This is a genomic window from Sphingorhabdus lutea, from assembly GCF_001889025.1.
In the GTDB taxonomy this organism is placed as follows: Bacteria; Pseudomonadota; Alphaproteobacteria; order Sphingomonadales; family Sphingomonadaceae; genus Sphingorhabdus_B; species Sphingorhabdus_B lutea.
Window position 1 is genome coordinate 1,607,450 of the sequence record NZ_CP018154.1, and the last position, 26,415, is coordinate 1,633,864.

25 protein-coding genes and 1 tRNA gene are annotated in these 26,415 nt (G+C 43.3%); 12 read left to right on the forward strand and 14 right to left on the reverse strand.

Annotated features, from left to right (window positions below; all coding sequences use genetic code 11):
• The first annotated feature begins 9 nt into the window (after positions 1-9).
• Both LPB140_RS07675 and LPB140_RS07680 read left to right on the forward strand, forming a co-directional pair.
• Positions 10-1,311, forward strand: a complete 1,302-nt coding sequence (locus LPB140_RS07675) for a Xaa-Pro dipeptidase (RefSeq protein WP_083550170.1) — start codon at positions 10-12, stop codon at positions 1,309-1,311.
• A 147-nt stretch (positions 1,312-1,458) separates the two neighbouring features.
• Positions 1,459-1,806, forward strand: a complete 348-nt coding sequence (locus LPB140_RS07680) for a hypothetical protein (protein ID WP_072559331.1) — start codon at positions 1,459-1,461, stop codon at positions 1,804-1,806.
• A gap of 105 nt (positions 1,807-1,911) precedes the next feature.
• Here the strand turns inward: LPB140_RS07680 and LPB140_RS07685 are convergent, their stop codons facing one another.
• The 5 genes from LPB140_RS07685 to LPB140_RS07705 all read right to left on the reverse strand — a co-directional run bounded on the left by LPB140_RS07685 (position 1,912) and on the right by LPB140_RS07705 (position 6,955).
• Entirely contained in the window at positions 1,912-2,376 is a 465-nt protein-coding gene (locus LPB140_RS07685; RefSeq protein WP_156874168.1) for a hypothetical protein, read from the reverse strand.
• Positions 2,377-2,513: 137 nt separating this feature from the next.
• Positions 2,514-3,440 carry a PAN domain-containing protein gene (locus tag LPB140_RS07690; protein WP_072559333.1) on the reverse strand — a complete coding sequence of 309 codons (927 nt, stop codon included), beginning with the start codon at positions 3,438-3,440 and terminating at the stop codon, positions 2,514-2,516.
• Positions 3,437-4,615: a PAN domain-containing protein gene (locus LPB140_RS07695; RefSeq protein WP_156874169.1), complete on the reverse strand. Its 1,179-nt coding sequence runs from the start codon at positions 4,613-4,615 to the stop codon at positions 3,437-3,439. Before LPB140_RS07695 ends, LPB140_RS07690 begins: the two co-directional genes overlap by 4 nt.
• 36 nt (positions 4,616-4,651) lie before the next feature.
• Positions 4,652-5,413, reverse strand: coding sequence for a PAN domain-containing protein (locus LPB140_RS07700; RefSeq protein WP_198024090.1), 762 nt, complete (start codon positions 5,411-5,413; stop codon positions 4,652-4,654).
• Between the two features lie 336 nt (positions 5,414-5,749).
• Positions 5,750-6,955, reverse strand: a complete 1,206-nt coding sequence (locus tag LPB140_RS07705) for a helix-turn-helix transcriptional regulator (RefSeq protein WP_072559336.1) — start codon at positions 6,953-6,955, stop codon at positions 5,750-5,752.
• 89 nt (positions 6,956-7,044) lie between these two features.
• Between LPB140_RS07705 and LPB140_RS07710 the strand changes: the two genes are divergently transcribed.
• A complete protein-coding gene (locus LPB140_RS07710; protein WP_072559337.1) occupies positions 7,045-7,629 on the forward strand; it encodes a hypothetical protein in 585 nt (194 codons plus the stop codon).
• Positions 7,630-8,036: 407 nt separating this feature from the next.
• On the forward strand, positions 8,037-9,248 hold the full coding sequence (locus LPB140_RS07715) for an alginate export family protein (protein WP_072559338.1): 1,212 nt from the start codon (positions 8,037-8,039) through the stop codon (positions 9,246-9,248).
• Positions 9,249-9,354: 106 nt separating this feature from the next.
• On the opposite strand, the gene LPB140_RS07720 is transcribed toward LPB140_RS07715, so the two are convergent.
• Positions 9,355-10,650, reverse strand: coding sequence for a sugar MFS transporter (locus tag LPB140_RS07720; RefSeq protein WP_072559339.1), 1,296 nt, complete (start codon positions 10,648-10,650; stop codon positions 9,355-9,357).
• Positions 10,651-11,378: 728 nt separating this feature from the next.
• On the opposite strand from LPB140_RS07720, the gene LPB140_RS12195 reads away from it, so the two are divergent.
• Entirely contained in the window at positions 11,379-11,960 is a 582-nt protein-coding gene (locus LPB140_RS12195) for a transcriptional regulator (protein WP_156874171.1), read from the forward strand.
• Between the two features lie 139 nt (positions 11,961-12,099).
• On the opposite strand, the gene LPB140_RS07730 is transcribed toward LPB140_RS12195, so the two are convergent.
• The 7 genes from LPB140_RS07730 to LPB140_RS07760 all read right to left on the reverse strand — a co-directional run bounded on the left by LPB140_RS07730 (position 12,100) and on the right by LPB140_RS07760 (position 18,728).
• Positions 12,100-12,576: a hypothetical protein gene (locus tag LPB140_RS07730; protein WP_072559340.1), complete on the reverse strand. Its 477-nt coding sequence runs from the start codon at positions 12,574-12,576 to the stop codon at positions 12,100-12,102.
• A gap of 223 nt (positions 12,577-12,799) precedes the next feature.
• Positions 12,800-13,849, reverse strand: a complete 1,050-nt coding sequence (locus LPB140_RS07735) for an alcohol dehydrogenase catalytic domain-containing protein (RefSeq protein WP_072559341.1) — start codon at positions 13,847-13,849, stop codon at positions 12,800-12,802.
• Between the two features lie 5 nt (positions 13,850-13,854).
• Entirely contained in the window at positions 13,855-14,472 is a 618-nt protein-coding gene (locus LPB140_RS07740) for a glutathione S-transferase family protein (RefSeq protein ID WP_072559342.1), read from the reverse strand.
• Positions 14,473-14,495: 23 nt separating this feature from the next.
• Positions 14,496-15,515 carry a zinc-binding dehydrogenase gene (locus LPB140_RS07745; protein WP_072559343.1) on the reverse strand — a complete coding sequence of 340 codons (1,020 nt, stop codon included), beginning with the start codon at positions 15,513-15,515 and terminating at the stop codon, positions 14,496-14,498.
• Positions 15,516-15,583: 68 nt separating this feature from the next.
• Positions 15,584-16,831 (reverse strand): acyl-CoA dehydrogenase family protein, encoded by a 1,248-nt coding sequence (locus tag LPB140_RS07750; protein WP_072559344.1) that lies wholly within the window; start codon positions 16,829-16,831, stop codon positions 15,584-15,586.
• 100 nt (positions 16,832-16,931) lie between these two features.
• Complete coding sequence (locus tag LPB140_RS07755) at positions 16,932-17,669, reverse strand: SDR family NAD(P)-dependent oxidoreductase (RefSeq protein ID WP_072559345.1); 738 nt, start codon at positions 17,667-17,669, stop codon at positions 16,932-16,934.
• A 9-nt stretch (positions 17,670-17,678) separates the two neighbouring features.
• Positions 17,679-18,728 (reverse strand): phosphotransferase family protein, encoded by a 1,050-nt coding sequence (locus LPB140_RS07760; protein ID WP_072559346.1) that lies wholly within the window; start codon positions 18,726-18,728, stop codon positions 17,679-17,681.
• 64 nt (positions 18,729-18,792) lie between these two features.
• Between LPB140_RS07760 and LPB140_RS07765 the strand changes: the two genes are divergently transcribed.
• Positions 18,793-19,458, forward strand: a complete 666-nt coding sequence (locus LPB140_RS07765; RefSeq protein ID WP_072559347.1) for a TetR/AcrR family transcriptional regulator — start codon at positions 18,793-18,795, stop codon at positions 19,456-19,458.
• A gap of 145 nt (positions 19,459-19,603) precedes the next feature.
• Here LPB140_RS07765 and LPB140_RS07770 read toward each other — a convergent pair.
• Positions 19,604-19,693, reverse strand: a tRNA-Ser gene (locus tag LPB140_RS07770).
• 262 nt (positions 19,694-19,955) lie between these two features.
• Between LPB140_RS07770 and LPB140_RS07775 the strand changes: the two genes are divergently transcribed.
• Genes LPB140_RS07775 through metG form a run of 6 tightly spaced genes read left to right on the forward strand, consistent with a single transcriptional unit; the run spans position 19,956 to position 26,415 of the window.
• Complete coding sequence (locus LPB140_RS07775) at positions 19,956-20,975, forward strand: lytic murein transglycosylase (RefSeq protein ID WP_072560661.1); 1,020 nt, start codon at positions 19,956-19,958, stop codon at positions 20,973-20,975.
• On the forward strand, positions 20,959-22,002 hold the full coding sequence (locus tag LPB140_RS12450; protein ID WP_083550176.1) for a septal ring lytic transglycosylase RlpA family protein: 1,044 nt from the start codon (positions 20,959-20,961) through the stop codon (positions 22,000-22,002). Before LPB140_RS07775 ends, LPB140_RS12450 begins: the two co-directional genes overlap by 17 nt.
• A gap of 39 nt (positions 22,003-22,041) precedes the next feature.
• On the forward strand, positions 22,042-23,190 hold the full coding sequence (locus LPB140_RS07785) for a D-alanyl-D-alanine carboxypeptidase family protein (protein ID WP_072559348.1): 1,149 nt from the start codon (positions 22,042-22,044) through the stop codon (positions 23,188-23,190).
• Between the two features lie 17 nt (positions 23,191-23,207).
• Positions 23,208-23,849 (forward strand): dTMP kinase, encoded by a 642-nt coding sequence (gene tmk, locus LPB140_RS07790; RefSeq protein ID WP_072559349.1) that lies wholly within the window; start codon positions 23,208-23,210, stop codon positions 23,847-23,849.
• The gene (locus tag LPB140_RS07795) at positions 23,846-24,814 is read left to right on the forward strand and encodes a DNA polymerase III delta subunit-related protein (RefSeq protein WP_072559350.1); all 969 of its coding nucleotides are present in this window, start codon (positions 23,846-23,848) and stop codon (positions 24,812-24,814) included. Before tmk ends, LPB140_RS07795 begins: the two co-directional genes overlap by 4 nt.
• A 35-nt stretch (positions 24,815-24,849) precedes the next feature.
• Positions 24,850-26,415 (forward strand): methionine--tRNA ligase, encoded by a 1,566-nt coding sequence (metG, locus tag LPB140_RS07800; protein ID WP_072559351.1) that lies wholly within the window; start codon positions 24,850-24,852, stop codon positions 26,413-26,415.

Consider the following 26,415-nt stretch of genomic DNA (forward strand, 5'->3'; position numbering starts at 1 on the left):
GATAAATATATGAAAATATTGGCGGCGTCATCGCGCAAAAAAATAACCCATGCTTTGGCCTTTATGGCGTGTATGTCGGCAATATCTGTGTCTGCCTTTGCCCAAAATCGGGTGATTACGGCGGATCAAATGTTGGATGTGAATAGCGGTAAAATGATTGAATATCCGGCCATATTTGTCGGTGAAGACGGCAGAATTACCAATATTGCAGACGCCAGAACGGTCCGATGGGGAGGGGATGTCACCCATATCAACCTGTCTGGACGCACATTATTACCAGGCTTAATCGATATGCACGTTCATTTGGATGCCAACCCGCTTTATGGTGGATATTCCTCCCTGCAATTTACTGATCAATTTTTTACTGTTCAGGGCGTAGAAAATGCGCGCGCCATGTTACTTGCCGGCTTTACCACGGTGCGAAATGTCGGGTCGGATAATTATTCCGATGTGGCGTATAAACAGGCAATTGATGAAGGCTTGCTGATCGGTCCAAATATTGTCCCGGGCGCTTATTCATTGGGCGCAACGGGCGGGCATTGTGACCAAACATTTTTGCCCCCGTCATTTAAGGCTAAATCGCCAGCCGTTGGGGATGGACCGGATGAGCTGCGCAAGAAAGTGCGCGAAATGCGCAAATATGGCGCAGAGGTGATAAAGGTTTGCGCCACTGGAGGTGTTTTTTCACGCAATACCACACCGGGGCAACAGCAATTATCCCTTATCGAATTAACCGCCATCGTGGATGAAGCAAAGCAATGGGGATTAAAAACTGCCGCCCATGCCCATGGGGCGGAGGGAATAAAAGCAGCGATAAAGGCGGGGTTTACCACGATTGAACATGCCAGTTTGGTTGATGATGATGGGATAAAATTGGCCATTCAATATGGCACATATTTTGGGATGGATATTTTCAATACTGAATATACGCAAAGCGAAGGCGCGAAAAATGGCGTGTTGGAAGAAAATTTGAAAAAAGACCGTGATATTGCGCAAATTCAACGCGATAATTTTCGTAAAGCGCATAAGGCAGGGGTGAAAATGATTTTTTCCACCGATGCGGGAATTATGCCACACGGCACAGCGGCAGGGCAATTTAAAATCATGACTGATTATGGCATGACACCCATTGACGCGATAAGGGCCGCCACCATAAATTCCGCCGCCGCATTGGGTAAAGAAAAGGATATTGGTCAAATTTCCGTGGGTTATATTTCCGACATTATTGCAGTGTCCGGCAACCCATTGGATAATATTCAGCTATTGGAAAAAGACATAATTGTCATAAAAAATGGAATGCGCGTTAATTAAACATTTGCTGAGGTAACGCATTTATTTGTAAATATTTATTCCAATTGGACAGATATGTTACAAGATTTTTAAACTTTTACTTTGAAATTCGCTTTGGTTTAGGAGCGAAATAGAGTATATTTATTTATTATTTATTGGAGTGGGTACATGAAAAACATAATTATCTTGGCGGCCTTATTGGCCTCAACCCCTGCTTTTGCGGATAAAATGGACGATAGCAGGGCTGCATATGCAAAATGCCTTACCGAATTTCATAATGAACAAATTGATGCGGGCAGCTCGGTTCGCTCTTTCAATCAATCTGTTGTGGAGGCATGCGCAGAACAAAAAGCTGCATTCACCAAAATGGTGGTTGCTTCTGAAAAAGGATTTGGTTCTTCTACCTCAGAGGCAGAGGCCTATGCAGGGGAAGAGGTTCAAATTATGATTGATGCCATTACCACCCAATTTCAGGCAAATATCGAAGAAAAAACCAAAATTATCCAAGAAAAATAATTTTCATCCCACTAAAAATTATATAAAAAGCGTCTGGCACTATGCTCGGCGCTTTTTTTATACTCTCCAATTTTTATAATCCAGCATCGTTAGATCAAGATATTTTTACATGGAAAGCTTGCTATTATAAACAAGCACAAAATATGATTCATTACCGTTATTATTATAAATAGTGCCTTGAATATAGCGTGGAAGATTTGCGCCAACCCCTGCTTCACGAAGAGTGCCGGCCCATACCTGATACGCCAAAATCTCCGGAGAGGCGCAGGAAAAATTACCATAATCAAACATGGTCATTACCGGATATCCAAAATTTATATTATCAGTGGATGATTTTATTTGCGCATTAAATTTTGCATCATATGGACAATTTGGTGGTGCGCGGCCCGATAATTTCGGATGGATATATGCGGCGTTGTAATTACCAGCACCTAATGATGTAAACTTTATATATAAGCTTGACCAGCCAGATATTGATTCATCTAAGCTAGCCTCTGCCATCACGGCATCCCTGTTTGTACCAATATGTAAATCCCAAACGCCGCTTATATCTATTTTATTGTTCGCCAAATTTTTTACTATTTGGGCATCATTTGATATTGATTTGGGAAGAAATTGGGCCTGCGAAACGGATGAGCAACATAAGGTTATTAATAATATAATTTTGCCAATTTTATGCATATTCTTACTCCTATTGAGGAACATGATTATGGTTGAGACATAATTGCACTGTTAATATCATCTTGATTTTCGGCGCCGCGATTGACAGGTTGCGGCACAATATTCTTCAAATAGCAAATGGGTTTTACTGTATCCAATCCAGCTGATTTCCATGTATATGCTTTACAATTGATATCACTATGACATCGGGCGGCACAATATTCGCCTTTATCTTCAATGGTTTCAAAACTGATCATATCGCCGCCCGGAAGGTCAATTGATGCGGTTTTGGACAAACGGCGATATCCTATACCTGCTGCAAAATAATATTGCACAGCATTAAAAGCTAATGGTTCAACTGGCTGTAGCACTGGACCAATATAAGAAATTGCAAAATTTTGATCCGCCCCATGATGACAGGCCCATTTTACAACATCCGACCCTATATTTAAATTGCCACCGCGAATGGACCAACATTCTGCCCCGCTGTTTTTTGCTTCTCTTATTTCCGAATGATTTGAATTACCGGATGCAACAAAATTATAAATTTGTTCTTGTCCTGTATTACCATTGCATTCGCGCAAATTGATCTGATTTGGTCCGATTGATTTACTCGCCGTTGTGGCGCATAGCTTTAAGCGGGTGGCATCGCCATTCCCAACAAGCGGGCGTATAGTATAACTGTCATTACGCTGTATTGTTGGGATGATAACAAAATGTTGCAAATTATTGCGTATATTACATGTCTGCGCGGTTATATGCGGCTGTTGAGGCCATGCAGCATTGATTTTTTGTTCAAGGCAAAGATCGGTATTTACAACAGCAATGGAATAAATGCCGGCGCGTAAATGATCCGGCCCATATAATGATATACGTTGTTCCAATGTTAAGATACTAGATTGACCAATGGCTAAGGTTCCAGAAAATAGCGCAATAATCGCCAACCCCTTATATATATTTAATCCTGTTTTCATGGCCGCAGGACCCCGCTAATCAGTTTGTTTTCATATCCGGGCAGGCTGTCCGCCATAATTTGCCCGCCGCCACGTTTTAACGTGCAACTAGGGTAGCCATAGCTGTTGGCATATCCCGCTTCGGACCAGCTATATGCCCTGCAATTTCCATCGGCGAGACATTTTTTGGCGCAAATCATCGCACCATCGGCGGGCGTTGCGCCCCATATAGGCCAATTGCCATAGCTTTCCAAATTGGTAATGCGAATTGAAGGCACAGGTGATAGACGCAAATATCCATCTGGACCGTTAAACCACCCATAATAATTAAGTTCGGAAATAACGTCTAAATTATTTGGCAGGTCGTCAATTTTTACCAATTTAAATTGTTGATCAATTTGGCCATTGCAGGACCATCGAATAAGGTCATTTTTATATTCCGATGAACCGTTGCGAAGTCCCCAGCATTCATCCTTGTTATGGTCGCCAAAATCCTCATTTGATAAAGTATACGGATTTACGGCAAGCTGAAATTCCCATATATTACCGCGCAAATTATTTAATTTAACCCTGCTATTATCGGTCGAGCGTTCGGAGACTAATATGGGTGTGGGGTTGAAAAATGAGCTGTCTTTTCGGTTATTAGAATCTCCACAAGAAGTTAATAATATGGAATATGGTCCAATAGAACCGACTGACCAATTATCCACCGCCAAGCAACCTGTGGTGCTTATTTGGCTTGCCTGACGCATCTCACCGGTGCTGATCACTTCATAGGGGGATGGTTTTAATATATGCCCGCCCTCTGGCTGTGGCAAAATCATAAAAATATGGGTAAATTTTAAGTTTTTCTCTGCGCCATTAAAATAATCATTACAGCTTTTATCCATTATTATAGGCTTGGTTCCTGCATTGCGGCTATGTAGGAATATGCATTTATTATCCTTTACCGTTTCAATGGAATAAAGGCCTGGAGAGGGATATTGTTGAGGAAATAATAAATTTTTCTGAGATGCAGATAGAGGCTTTGCCAACTGTAATGTGGCAATGGGCCCCTTGGGCGGTGTCACCTCTAATTGAACGGGCGGCATTGTAAAAACCGGATTATTATCCTGCGCCATAATGGGCAGCGATATTGAAATTGAGGCAAGTGTAAGAAAGCCAATTTTTTGGGCTAATAATTTAGATTTTAGCATGATGTGATCCTTAAAACTAAAATGGATATTTATAGATTACCTGCGGACGATGCCGCTAAATATATCATTGGTGCTGGACGGGCCGCGGTTAATGGGTTGGGTGAGGGTGGATTTTAATTGGCACATAGGTTTTGACCGGTCGAAACCTGCTGCCGTCCATGTAAAGCCCTTGCAGCTTATGCCATTTTGAACACAGGCCAGGGCGCAATATTTGCCATTATCGTCAATGGTTTCAAATTCATTATAATTGCCCCCTGGCATATCCACGCCGCCAGCAGGGGAAATAAGCTGCCAGCTATCAGGGCCCTTTATCCAGCCATGTCGTTCAAGCAATTTTGCTTCTAATAAAGGTTCAATTTCCTTTATTAATTTTATCTCAAAACGTTGGCCAGCCTCGCCATTACATGCCCAACTGATGATTGCGGCTTCTTTATCAATTGAATTTCGGGCGATGGAAATGCAGTCGCCTTCAATATTATTGGGTCTAATTTCAAATAAAGGGCCTCTGCCCACCATATGGATTGAGAATATTTGGTCCGGATCACCTGCCATTTCCCAGCTATCGGCATTATTGGGCACGCCACATGCTAATATATTAAAATGCCTTGTGCCAATGACATTGCCTCGACCAGTGGTGGTGCATCCGCGTAAATGTTCTGGATCATACGCGGCTGATGAGCCGGTTAAAACTCTCCTAATGGTATAGCCTTCATGATGAGGAAGAATGTAAAAGACATGATTTTTAATACATTCATCTGTTTTGAAACTGGCAAAATTTTCCCATGCTTTATATGTCATGCAATGGCCCGAATTAACTGACCGGAATTGATACAATCCTGGTTTAAAACGCGCCTTTTCATTATATAATTTAAATGATTGAGCATCAGTCAATTGGGAAGGATGCCGTTCCCATCCGCCAATAGTCTGCCCTACTTCTTGCGCATTAAGGCGGTCATGCTTTGAGATTGGAAAAATAAATGCTGCACAAATAAAGCATATTATAGTCATTACCCAGATGATGGGTCGTTTATTAAAAATTTTATCATAAATATCAAATAATGCTAAACGCATAATTTACTCCCATTCCTGAATCGATGGGATGAGTATGCGCTGCTTAATTTTATGTTACGCTACCTATTTCGGTAGTATAATTTTCCCTGCTGGATAATCATCAATGGGATTTTTCTCTGAATGTTTAATCCACTGCATCGGGACTTCATGCAGCAAGGCGACAAGTTCGCTTTGACGGTTAACGCCCGTCTTTGAAAATATTGCTTTTAATAAAAATCGTCCGGCATTGATAGAAACGCCCCTCATTCTCACAAAATCTTCAATATTGCCGCCGGTACTAATCCATGCGGCAAGCCTTGCCTCTGCGGGGGTTAAATCAAACCAGCTGCGAAGATGATCCATCGTTTCTAATGACATATTATGCTGTGCGCCGCCGACAATCATAATTTTCATGCCGTCAATGCTTCCCTCGAAACTATGTCCTTTGGTCGCATCAACTATCATCGCCAAAGCGTAAAATTGGGGAAGTCCATCACGTTCGAATTGTAGGCTTACTGCGCGTGCGCTTTCCTGAACAGCGTCATCCTCCGCAGATTGCGCCAATGTGGTTAGCCGTCCGTGCATTTCGGGCCTATTGGCACGTAATTTATTGTCCACGACGATAAAAAAATTCTCATTGGATAAAATTTTTTCTGCGGCATGGTTGGCATGTAATAATTCTAAATTACTTCCCAAACAAAATATAGCCGAGGGCGATTGGTTTAACGCAGCCTCTGCATTGGCGGCACGTAAATCCGCCTCGCCAATGCGGCGGCTTATTCTTGCTGCTCGTTGTAAATGGGGGACAAGGCGGCGCATATTGCGAGTTAAATCGGTCATGTCATACATGGCCGTTCCGGCAAAACATACACCCAAATGGTCGCTGCCAATGCGGTCAAGACAGGATATCACACCAATTTCTATTCCCCAATTTTTCAAAAAATCTTGATAAAAGGGGCTTTGTTTAAATTGTTCACGCGGGACTATATTGTCGCTAAACGCAACTGCACCAACGGGTAAGTTATGCCCAGCTATGCTCCAAGGTGTTTGACCAGCAAAAAAGCTTAAAAAACCCTGACGGGCAAATTCATTTACTCCCGTAGCGCCAAGAAAACGTCCAGCTGGTGGAGAAACTCTTTCCCACAATAGCATGCCGACATCTGCATTCATGGGCGCAAAATTACTGGCAATGGCGGTGAGCGCAACATCCCAATGCGCGGGATTTAGCGCAGCCTCATAAATGTCTGAAATAGTGGCGTCAAAAGCCTCTAATGATTCCTTCTTACCCATCTGCTTTTTTTATCATTTACTACCAAAATAGATAGCGAATTCGGTCATGGGACATTTTATGAAAAAACAAGATATAATGGAGAAAAATTATGAGGGTAAATAAACATTTTTTTGTAATTTCTGGCTCATTCATTCTACTTGCATCCTGTGGTGGTGGAGAAGATGAGGCTATTGCAAAATCAAAAAATACGAAATCTCAGCCTGCAGTGGCACATAAACAAAATGCCATATCCAATAAGAATATATCGAATAATATGGTGGACAAATCGAAAGATTTTAACCCGTGCATTTTATCAGTGGAGGAGGTTAGCAAGGCAACCGGATGGTCTTCATCGGCAGGAAAAGCCAATATTTCCGGCTGGCAAAGCTATGGGACTGCGGATTGTAAATATGAAGAAAAAAACGGCCTAGGAACATTTTATGTCAATTTCACTTGGGTTGACCCGCAATATTTGGAACAAACCAAAGCATCAATGCATCAATTTGATGCCGGCATGGTTGAAAAAATTGAAGGCGATGAGGATGGTGCATTTATGCAATATCAAAAAGGTTTAAATAGTGGTGCTCTACATTATACACGGGCCAATATTATAGTTGAAATCAGACCAACATATTGGAAAGCATCCAAAACGGAATTGAAAGAAAAATTACTAGCACTTCGGCGAGTTCCGTAAATAGCATTTTTATTTAAAAAATGTTGCAGTTGCGAAATATAAATGTTGCAAGTGCGAAGTAAATAGACTTATTTAATGGACGAACATATCCACTAATGGAGTCTTCATTGAGATTCGAACCCATTGATAAATTTGGTATATTGGCAGCGATAATATATTTATCTGCCATTGTTCGACATTGTAAAATTTACTTTCATCAAATATTTCTAAAGGCCGCTTTGTGCAGGCCTGTTTTCGATCAGAAATTTCTATTCGCCTGTTCCCACATCAATATGGGCAGGATTTATCCATATATTTATCTTCATTTCGGCAGAAAATGCTGCATTTTTGCACGTTTATGGAAAGGTGATGATGCTATCAAAGCAGCGTAATAATAATCTTTACACACTACTCCCAGGGGAAATTACATGAAAAATAAATATAAAATCATATTATCTGCCAGCTTTGGCGTATTTGCATGTGCTTTTACTTCAACAGCTCAGGCAGAGGAAATTAGCATTAAGCCAATTTTTGATGCGCGGCTGCGCCTTGAAACGGTGGATCAGCCACTAACTGATGCAGACGCGCTTACCATTCGGATGCGAACAGGGGTGGATTTGTCGCATAAAAGCGGCCTTTCCTTTCTGGCTGAGGGCGAGGCAACATTAGGCATAATCAATGATTATAACAGCACGACAAATGGTAATATTGCTCGCTCTGTCATTGCTGATCCCCAAAATATTGAGTTAAACCGGTTGCAATTGCAATATATGGCAAAGGGGAAGGGGAAGATTGTAGTTGGGCGTCAACGTATAAATATTGATGATCAGCGTTTCGTCGGAAATGTGGGCTGGCGGCAAAATGAACAGACATTTGATGCAGTCACCGTTTCAATTGATGCGATAAAGCCGTTAACATTGGATGCCACCTATGCCACATCACAGCGCACTATATTTGGCGTGGATGCCGGCGTGCGCGAACATTTTGATGGCGATTTTATATTTTTGGGCGCAGCGGCAAAATTAGGACCACTTAATATAAAGGCTTTTTCTTATTTAATTGATTATGATTTAGGACAGCCTGTCTCTTTATCTTCCACGCAAAGCTATGGCGCACGGGCGACGATGAAATTACCCTTGGCCAAGGGATTGGATATCAATTTTGCCGCCAGCTATGCCCAGCAATCAAATTATAAGGCGAATCCTGGAAATTATTCGGTGGATTATATCGCCGCAGAGGGGGCTGCATCCTATGCGGGATTTGGTCTTACCCTTGGTTATGAGAAATTGGGCGCAGATGGTTTGGGCGCGCGTTTTCAAACCCCATTTGCCACTTTGCATAAATTTAATGGCTATGCCGATTTATTTTTAAGCACACCGACCAATGGGCTGCAGGATTATTATGTTATGTTTAGCAAGAAATTGGCGGGCATAAAATTCCTGCCTGGGTTAAATATTGCTGCCACCTATCATAAATTTGACAGTGATAAATTGAATATATCCTATGGCGATGAGATTGACGCGATATTGGGATTTAAGGTGAGTAAATTTTCAATTGGCCTGAAATATGCCGATTATAATGCCAAGGGCTTTGGCGTTGATACACAAAAGTTCATCTTTGATGTTGGTTATGCTTTTTAATAATTTTTATTAAATAATAGGCATAGGGATATAAAAATAGCGACCATTTTAAAATATGGCCGCTATTTTTTAAAATTATAATAATTTATTTAACCTATATATTTCATCATTCCGCAGGGCGGCGCGCATAAAACCCAAAATATGCGATAATGGCATAGCATAGGGCAGGGAGGATGAAGGCTATGGACAAGCTGCCTGACCAATCTGCAATAACGCCGGTGAGCAAGGGAATGACCGCGCCGCCAAAAATGGCAACATTTATTATGCCCGAACCATCGGCCGCCCGGCTTCCCAAATTTTCACACGCAAGCGAGAAAATAGTGGGAAACATAATGGCGTTCATCAACCCAATGGCCAACAGGCTATAGCCTGCAATCATTCCTGTTGTATGTGTGGAAATGGCCAATAATAAAATTGCCCCAATAGACACAGTGCAAAGAACCTTGCCAGGGCTCATCATGCGAAGCACAGCCGATCCAATGAAACGGCCCACCATTGCACCGCCCCAATAAACAGCGATTAATTTGCCAGCGGCTTGTTCTTCCAATCCCATAACATGTGATTGCATCAAATAATTGACGACCAATGAGCCAATGGCAACCTCTGCCCCGACATATAAAAATATGCATAATGCGCCAAAACCAAAACGTTGACGTTTCAATAGGTCGAATCCGGCAAAGCCTTTACTTGCCTCATGCTGTTCACCCTTTAAACGGTTACGCGACATCCAAACAACAAAGGCAACAACGGCCAATGCAATCGCAATACCGATATAGCCATTAACAATGGCTTGGCTTTCGGCGGTTCGATATGCATCCAATTCGGCGCCGGAAAGTTGTTCTGCGCTTAACGATGCAAGACCGCCCAAAATTAAAATTGATCCGAAAATAGGAAATAATGTCGTACCCAATGAATTAAAAGCCTGTGCAAAGGTAAGGCGGCTATGCGATGTTGACGTTGGGCCTAATAAGGAAATGAGCGGGTTTGCTACAACTTGCACCAACACAACGCCACTTGCCAAAATGAATAAGGCGAATAAAAATAAAGCATAGGTGGCGGTTTGCGAAGCGGGAATGAAGAGCAAACAGCCAATCATCATGGTCAATAATCCAGCAACCGCGCCGCGCATATATCCAATTTTTTTCACCAGCTTTGCCGCAGGAATCCCAACAACCAGATATGCAGTAAAGAAACAAAATTGCACCAACATTGCCTGTGTGTAATTAAGTGTAAATAGCTCTTTTAATTTTGGAATAATGACATCATTTAACGATGTTATTCCTCCAAAAATAAAAAATAACGCAAAAACGAAAATTTGCAATCCGGGCGCCTGTATTGACGAACCGGAAGAATTTGATGAATTTTGCCCATCAGTCGCAGAAACATTGGGTACCAATGCCATATTAACTCCCCTCCAAAGAAATTGATAACGATGGACAATGCGACACATTATTTACATTGTCCAGCCCTTAATTGAAGGAGAGGGGAGCAGAATCTATGGCGAATAAGTGCTACTTCTCATTCTTCATAACCAAAAAGAAAATCACTGCAATTTGGGCCTGTCATATTAAATTCATAGCGACGGTTTAGCGGATTGAAAATGATTTGCTGGTTTAAGCTGCATGTTTCATCTGATTCAATATTCAGGTCGGTCTTTGTCAGTTGCTTTACGGCATTATCTTGGGCGAAGTTTTATATCCTTATCAAAAAAGCAGACTCGGATATTCCTTCTTAAATAAGAAGGTTAGGAGTTGAGTTAAGAAAAATATTCGCATTTCATTTTATGGTCGATATTCAATTTTATTAAAAATTTTCATTAAATAAGCTAGCTGGTATAGAATAGGCATGTGCAATGCAAAATAAGTACATTTTTTAAATATTTTTGCAAATTTCTACCGTGTTTATGGGTACACTAATTCAAATTAAATGTTAAAAAACATTTTAGGAGAGTTAGTTAATGGCAATGGATAAATATTTCGTTTCAGAGACAAATGAACATATTGTTGTTAAAATCAAGAAAGAGCTCACTCATCGCTAGATGTCGCGTCAGTCTTTGGCTGATGCCACACGGATAAGCATTCTACATTAGAAAAAACATTATCGGGCCAGCGTCCTCTAACCCTGGCTACATTGGTTAAGATTGAGGATGAGCTTAATCAAAAATTAAAAGGATATAGTAAGGAAAATGAAAAACACATAGGAGGAGGTCAAGTAGGGCCGCTTTCAATGGGTTCATATTCTCGCGCCTCTATCAAATGGATTAAAGGTCGCTATTTAACCATAAGGCCTAGTTTTATCGATAAATTGGGAATATCTACTTATATTACACATATTTTTTGGGATGAAGAAGCGGGGCATTTAGCTTTTTCGGAAAGTGGTCGGACTGACAAATGGTTTGAACAAAAGGGCCATGTGTCCATTTCCATTCTTTCCGGTCATATTTATCTTGTTACCAATTCAGAAGGCCAATATCGCACCATTATATTGGGGCGGTCGCCAAAAAATAATGGCTTGATTGATTTATTGTCTACCATTGCGATGACACAGGGTGCTCATGGAGTTCCCATCGCTTGCCCCATAGTTTTGATGACAACTGAAGAAGCAATGATATCAAATTGTGGTGTTCTTTATCCAGGTGATAATAATTATGAAAATTATAGAGAAGCTTTGAATCAGGCCAGCTCTGGACATTTCATGCAATTTGTTCCGTAAATACACCTTATTTTGCGCCGTATCAGTACATAGTGCCTACGTCCTAATGAGAAGCAACGGTTTAATTTCAGAACATGATGGTCGTGAATTTATATGACGTGGCTTGGTATCGCCACATCATAAGAGCCTTTTAATAGTTTTAATTTACATGCCGATCCCCAGCTGGCCGCTTAAATATGTTAGAGGATGTAAGCTGCCAGCAATTGCCTTTAGGTTCAAAATATAATGAACCATTATCGCCATAATAGGCTGTAATTACGCCATATTCATCATTTTCGCTAGCATATTCAAAACGCGCTTTTTCACATTCAACTGTCATGCCGCCAGTTACTTTTGACTTGCTAATATTTAGATCTAGCATGTCTAATTTTGGTGCTGGCTTACCATTAGATGGCGTCACATATATTTCTTGGCGTTGAGTCAAATATATCGCTGCACCTTGTGCGCTTCGATCAACACCTGCTATCCAACAAAAGCCATCCTTTACAAACGGATGTTCTGCTTCTTGTGCCAAAGGAATTAAGCTTAATGTTTGGCTGTAAGCGCTTGGCAACCCGCTAATGTAAAGGAGGGAAGTTGCCGCAAATCCAATCATATTTTTATTATAATTTTTCATAAGCTCTCTCTATATCAGTTTACAGCTGCGCTATGTCGGCTCTAAAATTATTAATACAGAAGTTTAGCCGATTAATTATAGCTTTAACTTACGTTATTTTTTGCAAAATTTTGCACATAATAGGCATTTATGCAGGCCTATACACAAGGTGAAGGGCATATTGTAAACGCGGGACTTACATTATAAAATGCAGGTCCCGTTTTATCATAGTAAGTCTCAGCTCTTAATTAACATTCATCATGATCTTAACCACATTATCAGCACGAGCATCAAAAATCTTATAAGCCTGTGCTCCATCGGCAAGGTCCATATGATGCGAAAATAATCCAGTGGCTTTTAGCCGACCCGATTGTAGCATGGGGATGAGAGGCTCCCAAAGATCTTGGACAGGAGCAACGCCTGCTTTTACAGTAATGCCTTTATATAGAATTTGATTGAGCGGCAACGCCACTCCGGGCTGAGGCAATCCTATGAAGGACAGCCCGCCGCCCGTCCTAACCAATGGCAAGGTTGATGCAACGGCAGAGCTTGCGCCTGATGCTTCGAATACGCAGTGTACACCGCCTTTGGTGGCTTCAACGATGGCACCAATTGCCTCATCACCCGGCGCGAATGCAATGGCGCCAAGTTTTTCCGCTTGTGCGCGGCGTCCAGCAACAGGGTCAATTGCAAAAATTTGGGACGCGCCGCGCAGAAAGGCGAGTTCAATACCCAATAACCCAATTGGGCCAAGTCCCACAACCGCCAAAGACTGACCAGGAAGCAAGCCTGTATTATTAATGCCAAAGGAGGCTGTGGCCAAGGCATCGGTCAGCAACATGGCTTGTTCGTCGCCGACTCCTTCAGGAATTCGCATCAAGGTTCGGTCAGCATTTGGAATTTGCACAAATTCTGCTTGACCGCCATTCATCTCATTACTCAAACCAAAAGCCGTTGCCCGCTTGCATTTCCAGATATTAGCTGTGCGGCAATATGTGCATTTCCCGCACCCTGTGCCGCCTGCGGACAATATCTGATCTCCTACCTTTAAATCATGTACATCCGGTCCGATTTCGACAACTTCGCCAATAAATTCATGGCCCACACAAAATTTATGCTGATCCGCATCATAGTTTTTCTTGCCGATCTGATCGCCGTGATAAATATGCAGGTCCGATCCACAAATGCTGCATTTTTTGACCTTCATTATAACAGCATTGTCGATAGTGCGCTCGGGATCTTTAAAATCTTCGTAACGAATATCGCGCGGGCCATTGAATATTAGAGCTTTCATAATGTTTATCCCTTAATCGAAACCGCTTTTTTCCATGCTGGGCGATCTTGTAATCTTTCAAAATAAGCCTGCACACGATTTGGCAAAGCAAGACCGCAAATCGAATTTGCCAAAAACAAACTATAACCAACTGAAATATCTGCCGCAGTGAACCTATTGGCGGCAATGAATGATCTTTCTATAAGATGATTGTCGAGCATCTCTAAAGCCTTATCGGCTTGATATTTTACATAAGTTTCAAAGCCTTCGGAAACTGCATATGTATCAATGCCTATCATCTGTCCAAGATACACAGCGAGATAATGTGATAGGCCGCTCTCGGCCATATGCAGCCAAGTCAAATAGAAGCCAAAGTCATTCTCATTAGGTTCAACGCTGAAAGGAGATGGGCCATGCTTAGCAAGAATATACTGCAAAATTACTGTAGATTCTAAAATAAGCTGATCACCATCATAAAATGCTGGAACTTTGCCCATCGGATTAATTTTTCTATAGGCATCAGATGCAAAATATTCAGCATCATAGGGCATGACTTTCAAATCATAATCTATCCCCATCTCCTCGAGTAACCAAAGTGGCCTAAGTGAGCGTGCTTTTGGTGTATGAAATAAAATTAAGGACATATGCTTACTATAATTTCTTTCTTTTAACGGGACCCATTTAACTTGATAACGACTTTGCCTTCGACATTTCCTTCGGCAATATATGTTGCTGCTGTCACGGCATCATCAAAATCAAAGACTTGGCTATTTGAAAGGTTAATTGTGCCATCTTGCCAATGTTTGATTAAATCTTGATGGGAGGCAAGTACCTCAACTGCACTCCATCCAACTGGCATTGCGCCCATTAAAGAAATATTTTTCATCACGGTTTCTTCTAATGCGATGCGGGCCCAATCTCCGCTGGCATAGCCGATAATAACAAATCGTCCTTCAAAGGCGGTAGCCTTAAAAGCAGCGCGCGCCGCTTTGCCGCCAACGGGATCAAATACAATAGAAACACCTTTGCCATTGGTAAGCTTTAGCGCAGCTTCGGTAATATCTTGCTCCCGTCTGTCGATGACATCATCAGCGCCGATGCTTTTGCAAAAAGCGGCTTTTTGCTGCCCACCTGCAACTGCTATGACACGGGCGCCCTTGGCTTTTGCCAATTGAACCGCAGCATTGCCCGAACTGCCCGACGCACCGAGTACCAGCACCACATCATCTTTCGTGATTTTCGCGCGCCGAACGAGAGCGACCCATGCCGTTTGATAAGGTATGTATAGGCCCGCTGCCTCTACGCCGCTCATTCCGTCAGGAATCGGCAACAGACCAGATAATATACCATCATCGTTGCCAGTTGCTCGCATCAGGCATGTTTCTGCCAATCCACCAGCCTGTGCTTGAAAAAGCGTTGGCCCAACAACGCGGGTGCCTATCAATGCTTCATCGACACCTTTACCAATAGCAATTACCTCACCCGCTGCCTCTTGAGAAGGCGTGAAGGGAAGTGGCGGCGTAAGAGGGTAGTTATTACGGCTCATTAATATATCAGGTAAGCCCAAGCCGCAGGATTCGACTTTGACTTTGACTTGACCTGGGCCGGGCTCAAGACTCGTGGCATTTTCTTGAAGCGTCCAAACATCTTTTGGTTCACCAAAGGATTTTACTACCCATTTACGCATTTTGAATTCTCTCCTTTGGCCCCCGGTCTAGTGGTTTGTGTCCAGCACCTATCAGTTTACTCATAATCTCAATCGGTCGGGATTTCGTTCCAGCCAGCACCGGGCTTGGCATATTGGCCGATTTTAAACTTACCTAATTGCGATGCGTGCACCTCATCAGGGCCATCTGCAAGGCGGATGAAACGTTGTGTCGCCAAAATAGCGGCAAGTGGCACATCGTCGCTGACACCCATGCCGCCGAAGATCTGGATGGCGCGGTCTGCAACAGTCTGCGCCATTTGCGGGGCCACAACTTTGATTGCTCCGATTAAGTCTTTCGCGTTTTTTGCACCATAACGGTCAATCGCATCGGCGGCTTTTAATGTCAGCAGACGTGCCTGCTCAATTTCACAGTAACTTCTTGCAATCTCCATCCTGATGCTGGAACGGTCCGATAGCATTCTGCCAAATGTCTTGCGCTCTGTTGCGCGTTGACACATTAATTCCAACGCCAATTGCGCCTGACCAATTGAACGCATACAATGATGGATGCGGCCTGGGCCAAGCCGGCCCTGCGCAATTTCAAAGCCTCGTCCTTCGCCAAGAATAATATTCTCTTTGGGAATGCGAACATCTTTCAAATGCACTTCGCAATGCCCGCCGGGCGAATGGACATCGCCGAACACCTTTTGCGCGCGAACCACATTTACACCGGGCGTGTCGCGCGGTATGATTACAGTTGATTGCTGTGAATGGCGTGGATTTTCTGGATTGGTTTGCCCCATCACTAATAAAATTTTGCATCTTGGGTCCATGATACCTGAAATCCACCATTTCTTGCCATTGATGACATAGTCATCGCCGTCACTGCGAATTTCAGTGCGAACATTTGTTGCATCGCTGCAAGCATGATCAGGTTCGGTCATCAAATAAGCAGAGCGTATTTCACCTGCCAGAAGGGGCTTTAACCATTGTTGTTTTTGTGCATCGGTGCCGAATTTGGCAAATACTTCCATATTACCTGTATCAGGCGCGGAGCAGTTAAATACCTCAGAAGACCAACTATTGCGGCCCATTATCTCTGCCAAGGGCGCATATTCCAAATTGGTAAGGCCCGGGCTATATTCGCCATATTCCTCCGGCAAAAACAAATTCCATAATCCCGCAGCTTTTGCTTTTTCCTTCAGCGGTTCCAATCCGGGCCAAGGTATCCAGCGATTGGCAGGGTCGTCATTCCATGCATGAATTTCATCATCCGCGGTAAGAATGTTCGCATCGACAAAAGCTTGTAATTTGGCGATGAGTTCTTGCGTTTTTTGGCTATATTCAAAGATCATAATATGATTGTCCTAAACTATGCTCGGAGTATTGGATTTGCGATACTGCTCTTACTTTGGTTGAAATTGCTTAGCAGGGGTAAAATCGCTGGGCAGGGCGTTAAAGTGTAAGCCCGCCATCTGCGATTAGGGTATGACCCTGTACATAGGCGGCGAGAGGCGATGCGAGGAACAAGGCCACGCCAGCCATATCTTCTGGCGTGCCCATGCGTCGTAGCGGTATCGTGCGCAAAAATGCCTCCGCGCGCTGCTTATCCTCTGTAGTGACGGCGGTAAGCTTTGTTGGCACCAGTCCAGGTGCAAGTCCGTTCACTCTTATCCCATCGCGGGCCCATGACTGGCCGAGTGTTTTGGTTAGGCTGATGGCAGCAGCCTTGGATGCGGCGTAGGCTGGGTTACCGATATTTGCCTGCAATCCCGAAACCGAGCTGACAATGATGAGAGAGCCTTTGGCTTTACTTAGCATGGGTTTAAATTTTGTTGCTGTATGCATGACCGAATTAATGTTGATATCCATCACTTCATCCCAGCCTTGCTTGGCATATTCTGCCTGCTTATACCTTACAAAACCTTGAGACTGAACAAGTACGTCCAAACTATCAAAAGCAGGCTCATAAGCATTCAATTCATCATAGTCAGCGACATTGACATTCGCATAATGTAGCCCTTCTAGATTTGAACCTTCTTCTGCCGAATAATCCCCTGCGCTAGTGCGCGTTCCCCAAATATGAACTTCTGCCCCACGTGCACGAAACCCTTGGGCAATACCATTACCGATACCGCTAGAGCCGCCAACAACCAGCACGCGCTTTTTTGAAAAATCCAAATCATCCATCATAAATTCCTCTCAATTTTTTGCAATTAACCGGTGCGCGCGATCGAATAGTGAAATTGTCATCATATGTAGACTATCACCGGTTTCTTTTGGTGCCTTGCCCGCACTTGCGCGCGCATGCGTCCCCTCCAATATCGACCCCAATTTGAAACAGGCAAGCACCCCATACCAATTAACCGCATCCAAATTACGCGGCGAGCATTCATCATAATATGAAATAAGTTCATCGAGTTTTGGGAATCCTTCCCAAGGTTTAATATCGCCAACTACAGCTGTGTGCTCATCCGCCCATGTGGCCATGACCCAGCCAAGGTCGATTAAGGGATCGCCAATCGTGGCCAGTTCCCAATCTACAAATGCGGCAAGTTCAGCACTATCATGAGAAAACATGGTATTTGCCAAATGGCAATCGCCGTGCAATATGCCAGGCACAGATTCTTCAGGCAGATTGTCATCCAGCCATGAGACTATTTTATCAACATTGGGTAGCTCTTTAAAGCCAGTCCAATGATCAAAGGAGGCATAGCTTTCCAATTGCTGCATCCACCGACTTGATTGGCGCTTTAAAAAGCCCTCGGGCTTACCAAAACCTTCTAAGCCCACCATTTTATAGTCTATCGCACCCAAAGCGGCCATTCCTTCAATGTAGGAATAACCCATGCGATTACGGATCGCTGGATCACTGGCATGTAGTTGGGGCAAACCATTTGCAGGGTTAAAGCCATCAACCGGCGCCATAAGATAAAAATAGGCGCCAAGCACATCAGTATCGTCGCAACTTGCAATAAATTTGGGGTGGGGAACATTAGTTGCAGTTAAGGCTTCTAAAACACGTGCCTCGCGCATCATGGTGTCATTGGAATTTTTACGCAAATGTAGAGGAGGCCTGCGTAATACAAATTCCTTGCCGCCACGGTCAAATCGAAGCAGGATATTTTGTGTCCCGCCTGCAAGAAGGTTCACATTGATTAGCGGGCCGCTTTCCAATCCGATTTTGTCCATCCAAGATTGCAATGCATCCAGGTCGATTGGAATAGGGTTTTCATTAGTTTGATTCGTCATAATGCAATTGTATTAATTAATTGTATTATTGCAAGCAGCTAAGACTAAGCCTATATGATGTGTTATGAACAAATTGACTAAAAAGTTACAGAGCCCTTCGGTCGAACGGCTAAAGACGGAGGCGCAGCGCCTTTTCGCCAATCGAGGGATTGACGGCGTTACGGTGCGTGACATCGCCAAGGCTGCGGGTCAGAAAAACCCTGCCGCTGTTGGTTATCACTTTGGTTCGAAGGAGGCATTGATTCGCGAACTTATCATTGATGGAGCAAAAATTATTGATGATCGCCGAAATGTTTTGCTTGATGCTCTGGAAAAAGAGGGTGGTCCGGATAATATTTCCCAGATTGTGGATATATTAATATATCCGTCCGTTAATTTGGCTGCGCCTGGCGAGACAGATACATATAACCGTTTTTTACATATGCTCACAATGTCGCATAACGATCTTTTCTATGATGCGTTGGCTGGGTGCTTGAATTCGGGCTATCAACGATGCCTTGAGCATTTACGCAAGTTGATGCCAATAAAAAGCCGGAAGATACAAAATCAGCGGTTTATTTTCTTGGAATCCTATCTTGGCGCTGTGCTTAGCGCACGTGAAACAAGATTAAATGACCAGAGCCGTGATCACGCCACATGGAATGACAAATCAACTTTGGATCATTTTTCCGCTACAATTAGCTGCATGTTGGAAATGGAGCATTTCACATCCAACTCATCAGGCCTATGAGAATTTATTGATATTTTTTAAAAGAATAGCTTTACGTTAAATGTAAGTAACGCAAAGCGGCATTATTAAAAAAAAGGGTTCGAAAATCCTATTCCACCGATAATGTGGTGGATAAGGCAGGTTTATCATAGACAGGATTTGCTGGTGGCGGACAGGGTGGGATTCGAACCCACGGTGGGCTTGCACCCACGCCGGTTTTCAAGACCGGTGCATTCAACCGCTCTGCCACCTGTCCGTGCCTGAGCATCGATTATTCATCGAACGAGAAGCCGATTAGCCGTTCATTTCGAATAATTCAATCGAATAGATGAAAAAAATGCATTTTTTATGAAATAATGGCTCAAATGAACCTTTTATACGATGTTTTACATGGCTTATGCTTTGCCAAAGGCGGCATATATGCCATGAGAGGGAGAAAATTAATTAAATACCCAAAGGATAGCAGTTTGCCAAAAATTCGTGCCACCCCCATCATATCAAAACAATTTAAAACAATAATGAGTAGTGCGGCATTGGGCGCGACATTATTATTAAGTAGCGCAGCAGGAAATGCACAATCGACCGGAAATAGCGGGTTTGATGCATATTTGCATGAGGTAAGGGCAAAGGCATTAGCCCAGGGGGTAAGCCAACAAAGCCTGGACAAGGCGCTAAGTGGGATTCGGTATAATGATCGTGTGGTTGAGCTGGACCGTGGGCAGCCAGAGGGAAAGCCCAATGCGCCGATTCCCAATTTTGCTCCTTATAAACGCCGCCATGTGGATGCGGCGCGAATCTCTCGCGGGCGGGCAAAATATCGTGAATTGCGTCCTTTGGTCGAACGGATAGAGCGTGAAACGGGCGTTCCAGAGGAAATTATGCTGGCCATTTATGGGCATGAAACAAATTATGGCAGCTATACCGGCAATTTTAATGCACCAGAGGCGCTCGCATCATTGGCATATGAAGGACGCAGGCGCGATTTATTTGAGGCGGAGTTAATCGCAGTGTTGAAAATGATTGATCGCGGCGTCCCGCAATATGCCATAACGGGCAGCTGGGCAGGGGCATTGGGTAAGCCGCAATTTTTGCCTTCTGTCTATCTTCGCCTTGCCAAGGATGGAGACGGTGATGGATATGCCGATATTTGGAATAGTGAGGCTGATGCAATGGCCTCCATTGCCAATTATTTTGTAAATGCCGGATGGCGGCGCGGGCAAAAATGGGGTTTTGCCGTCAACACACCCAATAATTTAGACAGGCAAGCAATTGCCAGTAAAACCGTTTCCCCGCGATGCGAACGGGTATTTGCACGCCACAGCCAATGGCGTAAAATATCGGAATGGAAAAAAATGGGCATGGAATCGCAAAATGGATATTGGCCCAATGATGATGAAATGGCGGTATTGTTGGAACCCGATGGTCAGGGGCAAACCGCATATTTACTAACTGGCAATTATCGTGTGATATTGGATTATAATTGTTCTAATTTTTATGCATTATCTGTGGGGTTATTGGCCGATGAACTTGTTAATTAAACGCAAAATTACGGGGCTGGCTTTATTATTGCCGGCTTCAATATTCCTGCAAAGCTGCAGCTCATCAGATGGAAATAAGGATGTACGAACTGCGCCGGTTAATAATCCGGCCTCTATTTCCGATTTTCCTGTAAAAATTGGTGCTCCTTATGATGTGAATGGCACAAAATATGTGCCGCAAGATGTCGCCAATTATGATGAGGTTGGCTATGCCAGCTATTATGGTGAGGAATTGGCCGGTCGGCCAACGGCCAATGGTGAAATTTTTAATCCAAATTATATCAGCGCGGCGCACAAAACCCTGCCTCTGCCTAGTTATGTAGAGGTAACATCATTGGAAACTGGACGTACTATTTTGGTTCGGATCAATGATCGTGGGCCCTTTGCCAATGATCGGTTGATTGATTTATCCCAAGGCGCAGCACGTCAATTGGGCATTACGTCGGCAGGTGTGGCGGGCGTCCGCGTGCGAAAGGTTAATCCGCCAGAACAGGAAAAGGCAGTGCTTCGTCAAGGGGCTCAAATTACACAAAGATTGGACACTCCCGAATCACTGCTTCGAATATTACGCGATAATTTGAACAAATTGCCAAAGCCCGTGCCGGTAAAGCGCGCATCGGTTGCCCCTGCACCAGCCGCCGCTCCAGCGGGCGCAAATGGCACTGCCCGTAATAATGTAGCCGGTGCGCCCTATGCGCGACCATCGGCGCAAAATAATAAGCCTGCATCTCAAAATCGTCAGGGCCGATTTGTAGTTGAAAATGGCAAGGGGCAACCATCACAGCCGGCGCCTGCATCAGCGGCCACGCAAGCATCCTCTGGCTATGTTGTGCAAATTGGATCGTTCAGTTCTCGTTCGCGTGCAGAGGCATTGGCGCGCAAAACAGGTGCAAAAACCATGGTGGATAGCAGCGGAAAATTATACCGTGTTCGCTTTGGTCCTTATTCAAGTGAGGCAGAGGCGCAAGGAAAGCTGGAATCTATTCGCCAACAAGGCTATTCGGGGGCAAAGCTTTATCGGGAGTGACTCGGACGTCATTCCCAATCATCATTTGGAATGGGAATAATGTCTAAAATCATCCGTATAATCACTGGCGCTGTTGCCTTTTCGGCTATAATTCAACCTGTTGGGGCTGCATCTACTTTTGATGCAAAGGCGCCCATCGCCTATATGATTGATTTGTCATCGGGCGCAATTTTATATGCGCGTGATGAAAATAAACAAATTCCTCCTGCCTCTATGGCAAAAATGATGACTGTTTATGTTGCATTTGATCAAATTAAACAGGGCAAGTTAAAATTAAATCAAAAAATTACAGTTCGGCCCGACACATGGAAAAAATGGAATAATCAAGGTTCCACCATGTTTTTAAAGCCAAATGAACAGGTGACAGTCGCCGATTTATTGCATGGCATTGTTACTTTATCAGGCAATGATGCGTCGGTTGTGTTGGCCGAGGGAATTGCAGGTAGTGAGGCCGAATTTGTCAATTTAATGAATGTAACGGCCAAAAAAATTGGTTTGAATAATAGCAGATTTGGAACATGCAATGGTTGGCCGGATGAGGGAAGAACCCTTGTCACCGCAAAGGATTTGGGTGTATTGGGCCAACGTACCATTTATGATTTTCCCAAATTATATAAAGAATTTTATGGCCTTAGCGAGTTTAAATGGAATGGCATAAGCCAGCCAAATAGAAACCCTATATTGGGTAAAATTGCCGGTGCAGACGGATTGAAAACAGGCCATACCGAAGAGGCAGGATATGGTTTTGCCGGAACGGCGGAACAAAATGGCCGCCGTATTGTGATGGTCGTTGCCGGATTGGACAGTTTTAATGGCCGTGTTGATGAGTCTGTTCGATTTATGAATTGGGGTTTTCAGGCATGGACAACCAAGCCATTATATAAATCAGGCAATATGGTATATAATGTGCCCGTGCAATTGGGCAGCCAAGGCAGCATAGATGCAATTGCACCGCGCGATTTGGCCGTAACAATGCCCAAAAGCGAAGATGGCCCATATAAATTATTCGTCCGGTATAAAGGTCCAATAAAGGCGCCGATAAAGGCCGGCGATGTTGTTGCCCATTTGGTGGTAAAACCTGATAATGGGGCGGAACAAAGCATGGAATTGGTCGCATCAGAAGATGTGAACGAGGCAGGTTTTTTTGGCCGCCTTTGGAATGGATTTAAGGCCATATTCGGATTTTAAGGTGGGGCAATTTTAAGATGGCAAATGGGCGCGGCAAATTTATTTCAATAGAAGGCGGCGAGGGCGTCGGCAAATCAACACAAATCGCCTTATTATGCGATGCGTTAAATCGCCAATCTGTTGAAACGATAATCAGCCGCGAACCTGGCGGAACAGATGCTGCCGAAGAAATTCGGCAGATATTATTATCTGGCAATGACAATAAATTTTTCCCCCGTGCCGAGGCATTATTATTTGCCGCCGCGCGAAGCGAACATGTTGAGCGGTTAATTGAACCTGCTCTTCAAAACGGGAAATGGGTAATTTGCGACCGATTTATAGATTCCAGCAGAGCATATCAAAGCGGCGGTTCAGGATTAAAAGATGAAGAGATTATGACCCTGCACCAAATTGGTAGCGGTGGTTTATTACCCGACGCGACAATATTATTGGATATGGATTTATCCCAAGCATCACATAGAGTACAAAAAAGGCAAAAATTGCTTGGCGATGATGACCGAATTGGTTCACGCGAAGCGCAATTTCATGAAAATGTCCGCGCTGCTTTTTTATCCTATACAAAAGCCGAACCAACCAGATTTCATGTCATCAAAGCCAATCAAGATATTGATATTGTTGCAAAGGAAATTTTTGATATAGTTTCAAAGTTGATGTCATGACGTCAACTTTACCCCATAATATCGATGAAAGCTCCAACGAAAATTGGCAAATATTTGCCAAGGGCCTTCATTCAAAACGCCTGCATCATGCATGGCTGCTTATTGGACCAAAGGGGGTTGGTAAACGGGATTTCGCATTAAGGGCAGGGGCTGCATATCTGGACCCCAATGGCATTTATCAATCATTGCTTGAAAATTTTTCACATCCCGATCAAATTATATTGGAACGTCCACTGGCCAAAGAGCCGGAGGAAGGAAAGAAGGCAGATGCTGATGCAGAGAGAAAAAGAAGCATTAATGTTGAACAAATTCGCCAGCTTCAAAAACGTTTGCTAACGAAACCGGGTATCGCCAATGGGCGCATCATCATTATAGATTCCATTGATGATTTGGAAAAATCAGCTGCAAATGCTTTATTAAAAAATCTAGAAGAGCCGCAGCCCGGCAATATTTTCATGTTGATAAGCCATCGGCCAGAAATATTATTACCGACTATCCGTTCAAGATGCCAGATTTTGAAATTTAACCGGCTTTCCGATGATGAATTAAGAGCCCAATTACCCTATATTGTGGGCGATTTACCCATGGAAGATTGGGATATTTTAATTAAATTGGCCAATGGTTCAATTGGCACGGCCAAGGCATATTATGATATAAATTTCATGGAGATTGAGAGAAAACTGCAAGAGATGGCCGCAAATCCGAATACGGCCATGCAGATTTCAGCATTTTTAATGTCCAAATTATCATTAAAGGCTGAACAGAAAAGATATGAAAATTTCCTTCAGCGTGTACCAATGTTAATTTACAATAAAATATGTGAGAATAATGGCCAATATATTGAACAAGATTATCTTTTATGGTCAAATTCAACAAAATTGGCAGGTCGCGCGATTAAAAATTCGCTAGATAAAAAAACTGTCATTCTGCAAATGACCAATTATTTAAGCAAAATGAATAAATAAACCAAAACATATTATAAAGAGTAAGAAATATTTGCATGACCGAAAATTATTACATCACCACCGCGATTAGCTATCCCAATGGTCGCCCCCATATTGGCCATGCATATGAGGCAATTGCCGCCGATGTTGCCGCGCGATTCCAACGCTCTATGGGGCGCAATGTACGCTTTCAAACTGGAACTGATGAACATGGTTTGAAAATGATGCAAAAAGCACGCGATTTGGGCATCACACCGCGCGAGCTGTCTGATGAAATGTCATCATATTTCATAGAGATGTGCGATAAACTTAATATTTCTTATGACAGATTTATCCGCACAATTGAAAATGAACATCATGAGGCAAGTCAGGCTTTATGGATAGCAATGGAGGCCAAGGGTGATTTATATCTTGATCGATATGAAGGATGGTATTCGGTCCGCGATGAAGCATATTATGATGAAAAAGAGTTAATCGAAGGAGAGGGAGGCGTTAAATTATCCCCACAAGGAACGGAGGTTGAATGGACGGTTGAGGAAAGCTGGTTTTTCAAACTTTCAAAATATGAGCAGCCATTGCTGAAATATTTTGAGGAAAACCCTGATTTTATTCGTCCGCAAAGCCGCATGAATGAAATTAAACGTTTTGTCGAAGGGGGCTTGCGTGATTTAAGCATTTCGCGAACCAGTTTTGATTGGGGCGTGAAAGTTCCCGGCAGTGAAAATCATGTCATGTATGTTTGGGTGGATGCATTGACAAACTATCTAACTGGTCTTGGTTATCCCCATCAAAGCGAGGATATGGAAAATTTCTGGCCCGCAAGCTTGCATTTAATTGGTAAGGATATTGTGCGTTTCCATGCGGTATATTGGCCCGCATTTTTGATGAGCGCAGATATTGCATTACCGCATCAGGTATTTGGCCATGGCTTCTTGCTTAATAAGGGCGAAAAAATGTCAAAGTCATTAGGCAATGTGGTCGATCCTATGAACATGGCCGAACAATTTGGCGTTGATCAATTACGTTATTATTTGCTTCGTGAGATTAGCTTTGGTCAAGATGGCAGCTATAGCGCGGAGTCCATCATTCGCACATCAAATGCCGATTTATCGAATAGTTTTGGTAATTTGGCACAGCGCAGCCTTTCCATGATTTTTAAGAATATGGGCGGCCAGCTCAAAATGCCATCTTTAAACCGGGCGCCTGATTTAGAGCTTTTGGAATTTGTAAGGGCTTCTTGCCAGCAAGATATGGCCAAAGCATTTGGAAAATTGGATTTTTCTGCGGGTATAGAAATTTGGTTAAAGGCGGTATTTGCATGTAACCAATATATTGATGAGCAAGCACCATGGGGTTTAAAGAAAACTGATCCCGAAGCGATGGAAGACGTTTTAATGACATTATTATTGGCCATTCATGATCTTAGCATTGCGATAAAGCCAGTTATTCCAGTATCTTGTGATAAAATATTAGACCAAATCTTGGTAAGTGAGGCGCAAAGAAATTTTGCTGATATTGCGGATAAAAATTGGCTGTCGCAATTGGTAGAGCAGGGCAAGGCTATTATTCAACCACAAGGCGTCTTTCCGCGATTGGAATTGCCAGCCGAAACGGAAGTATAA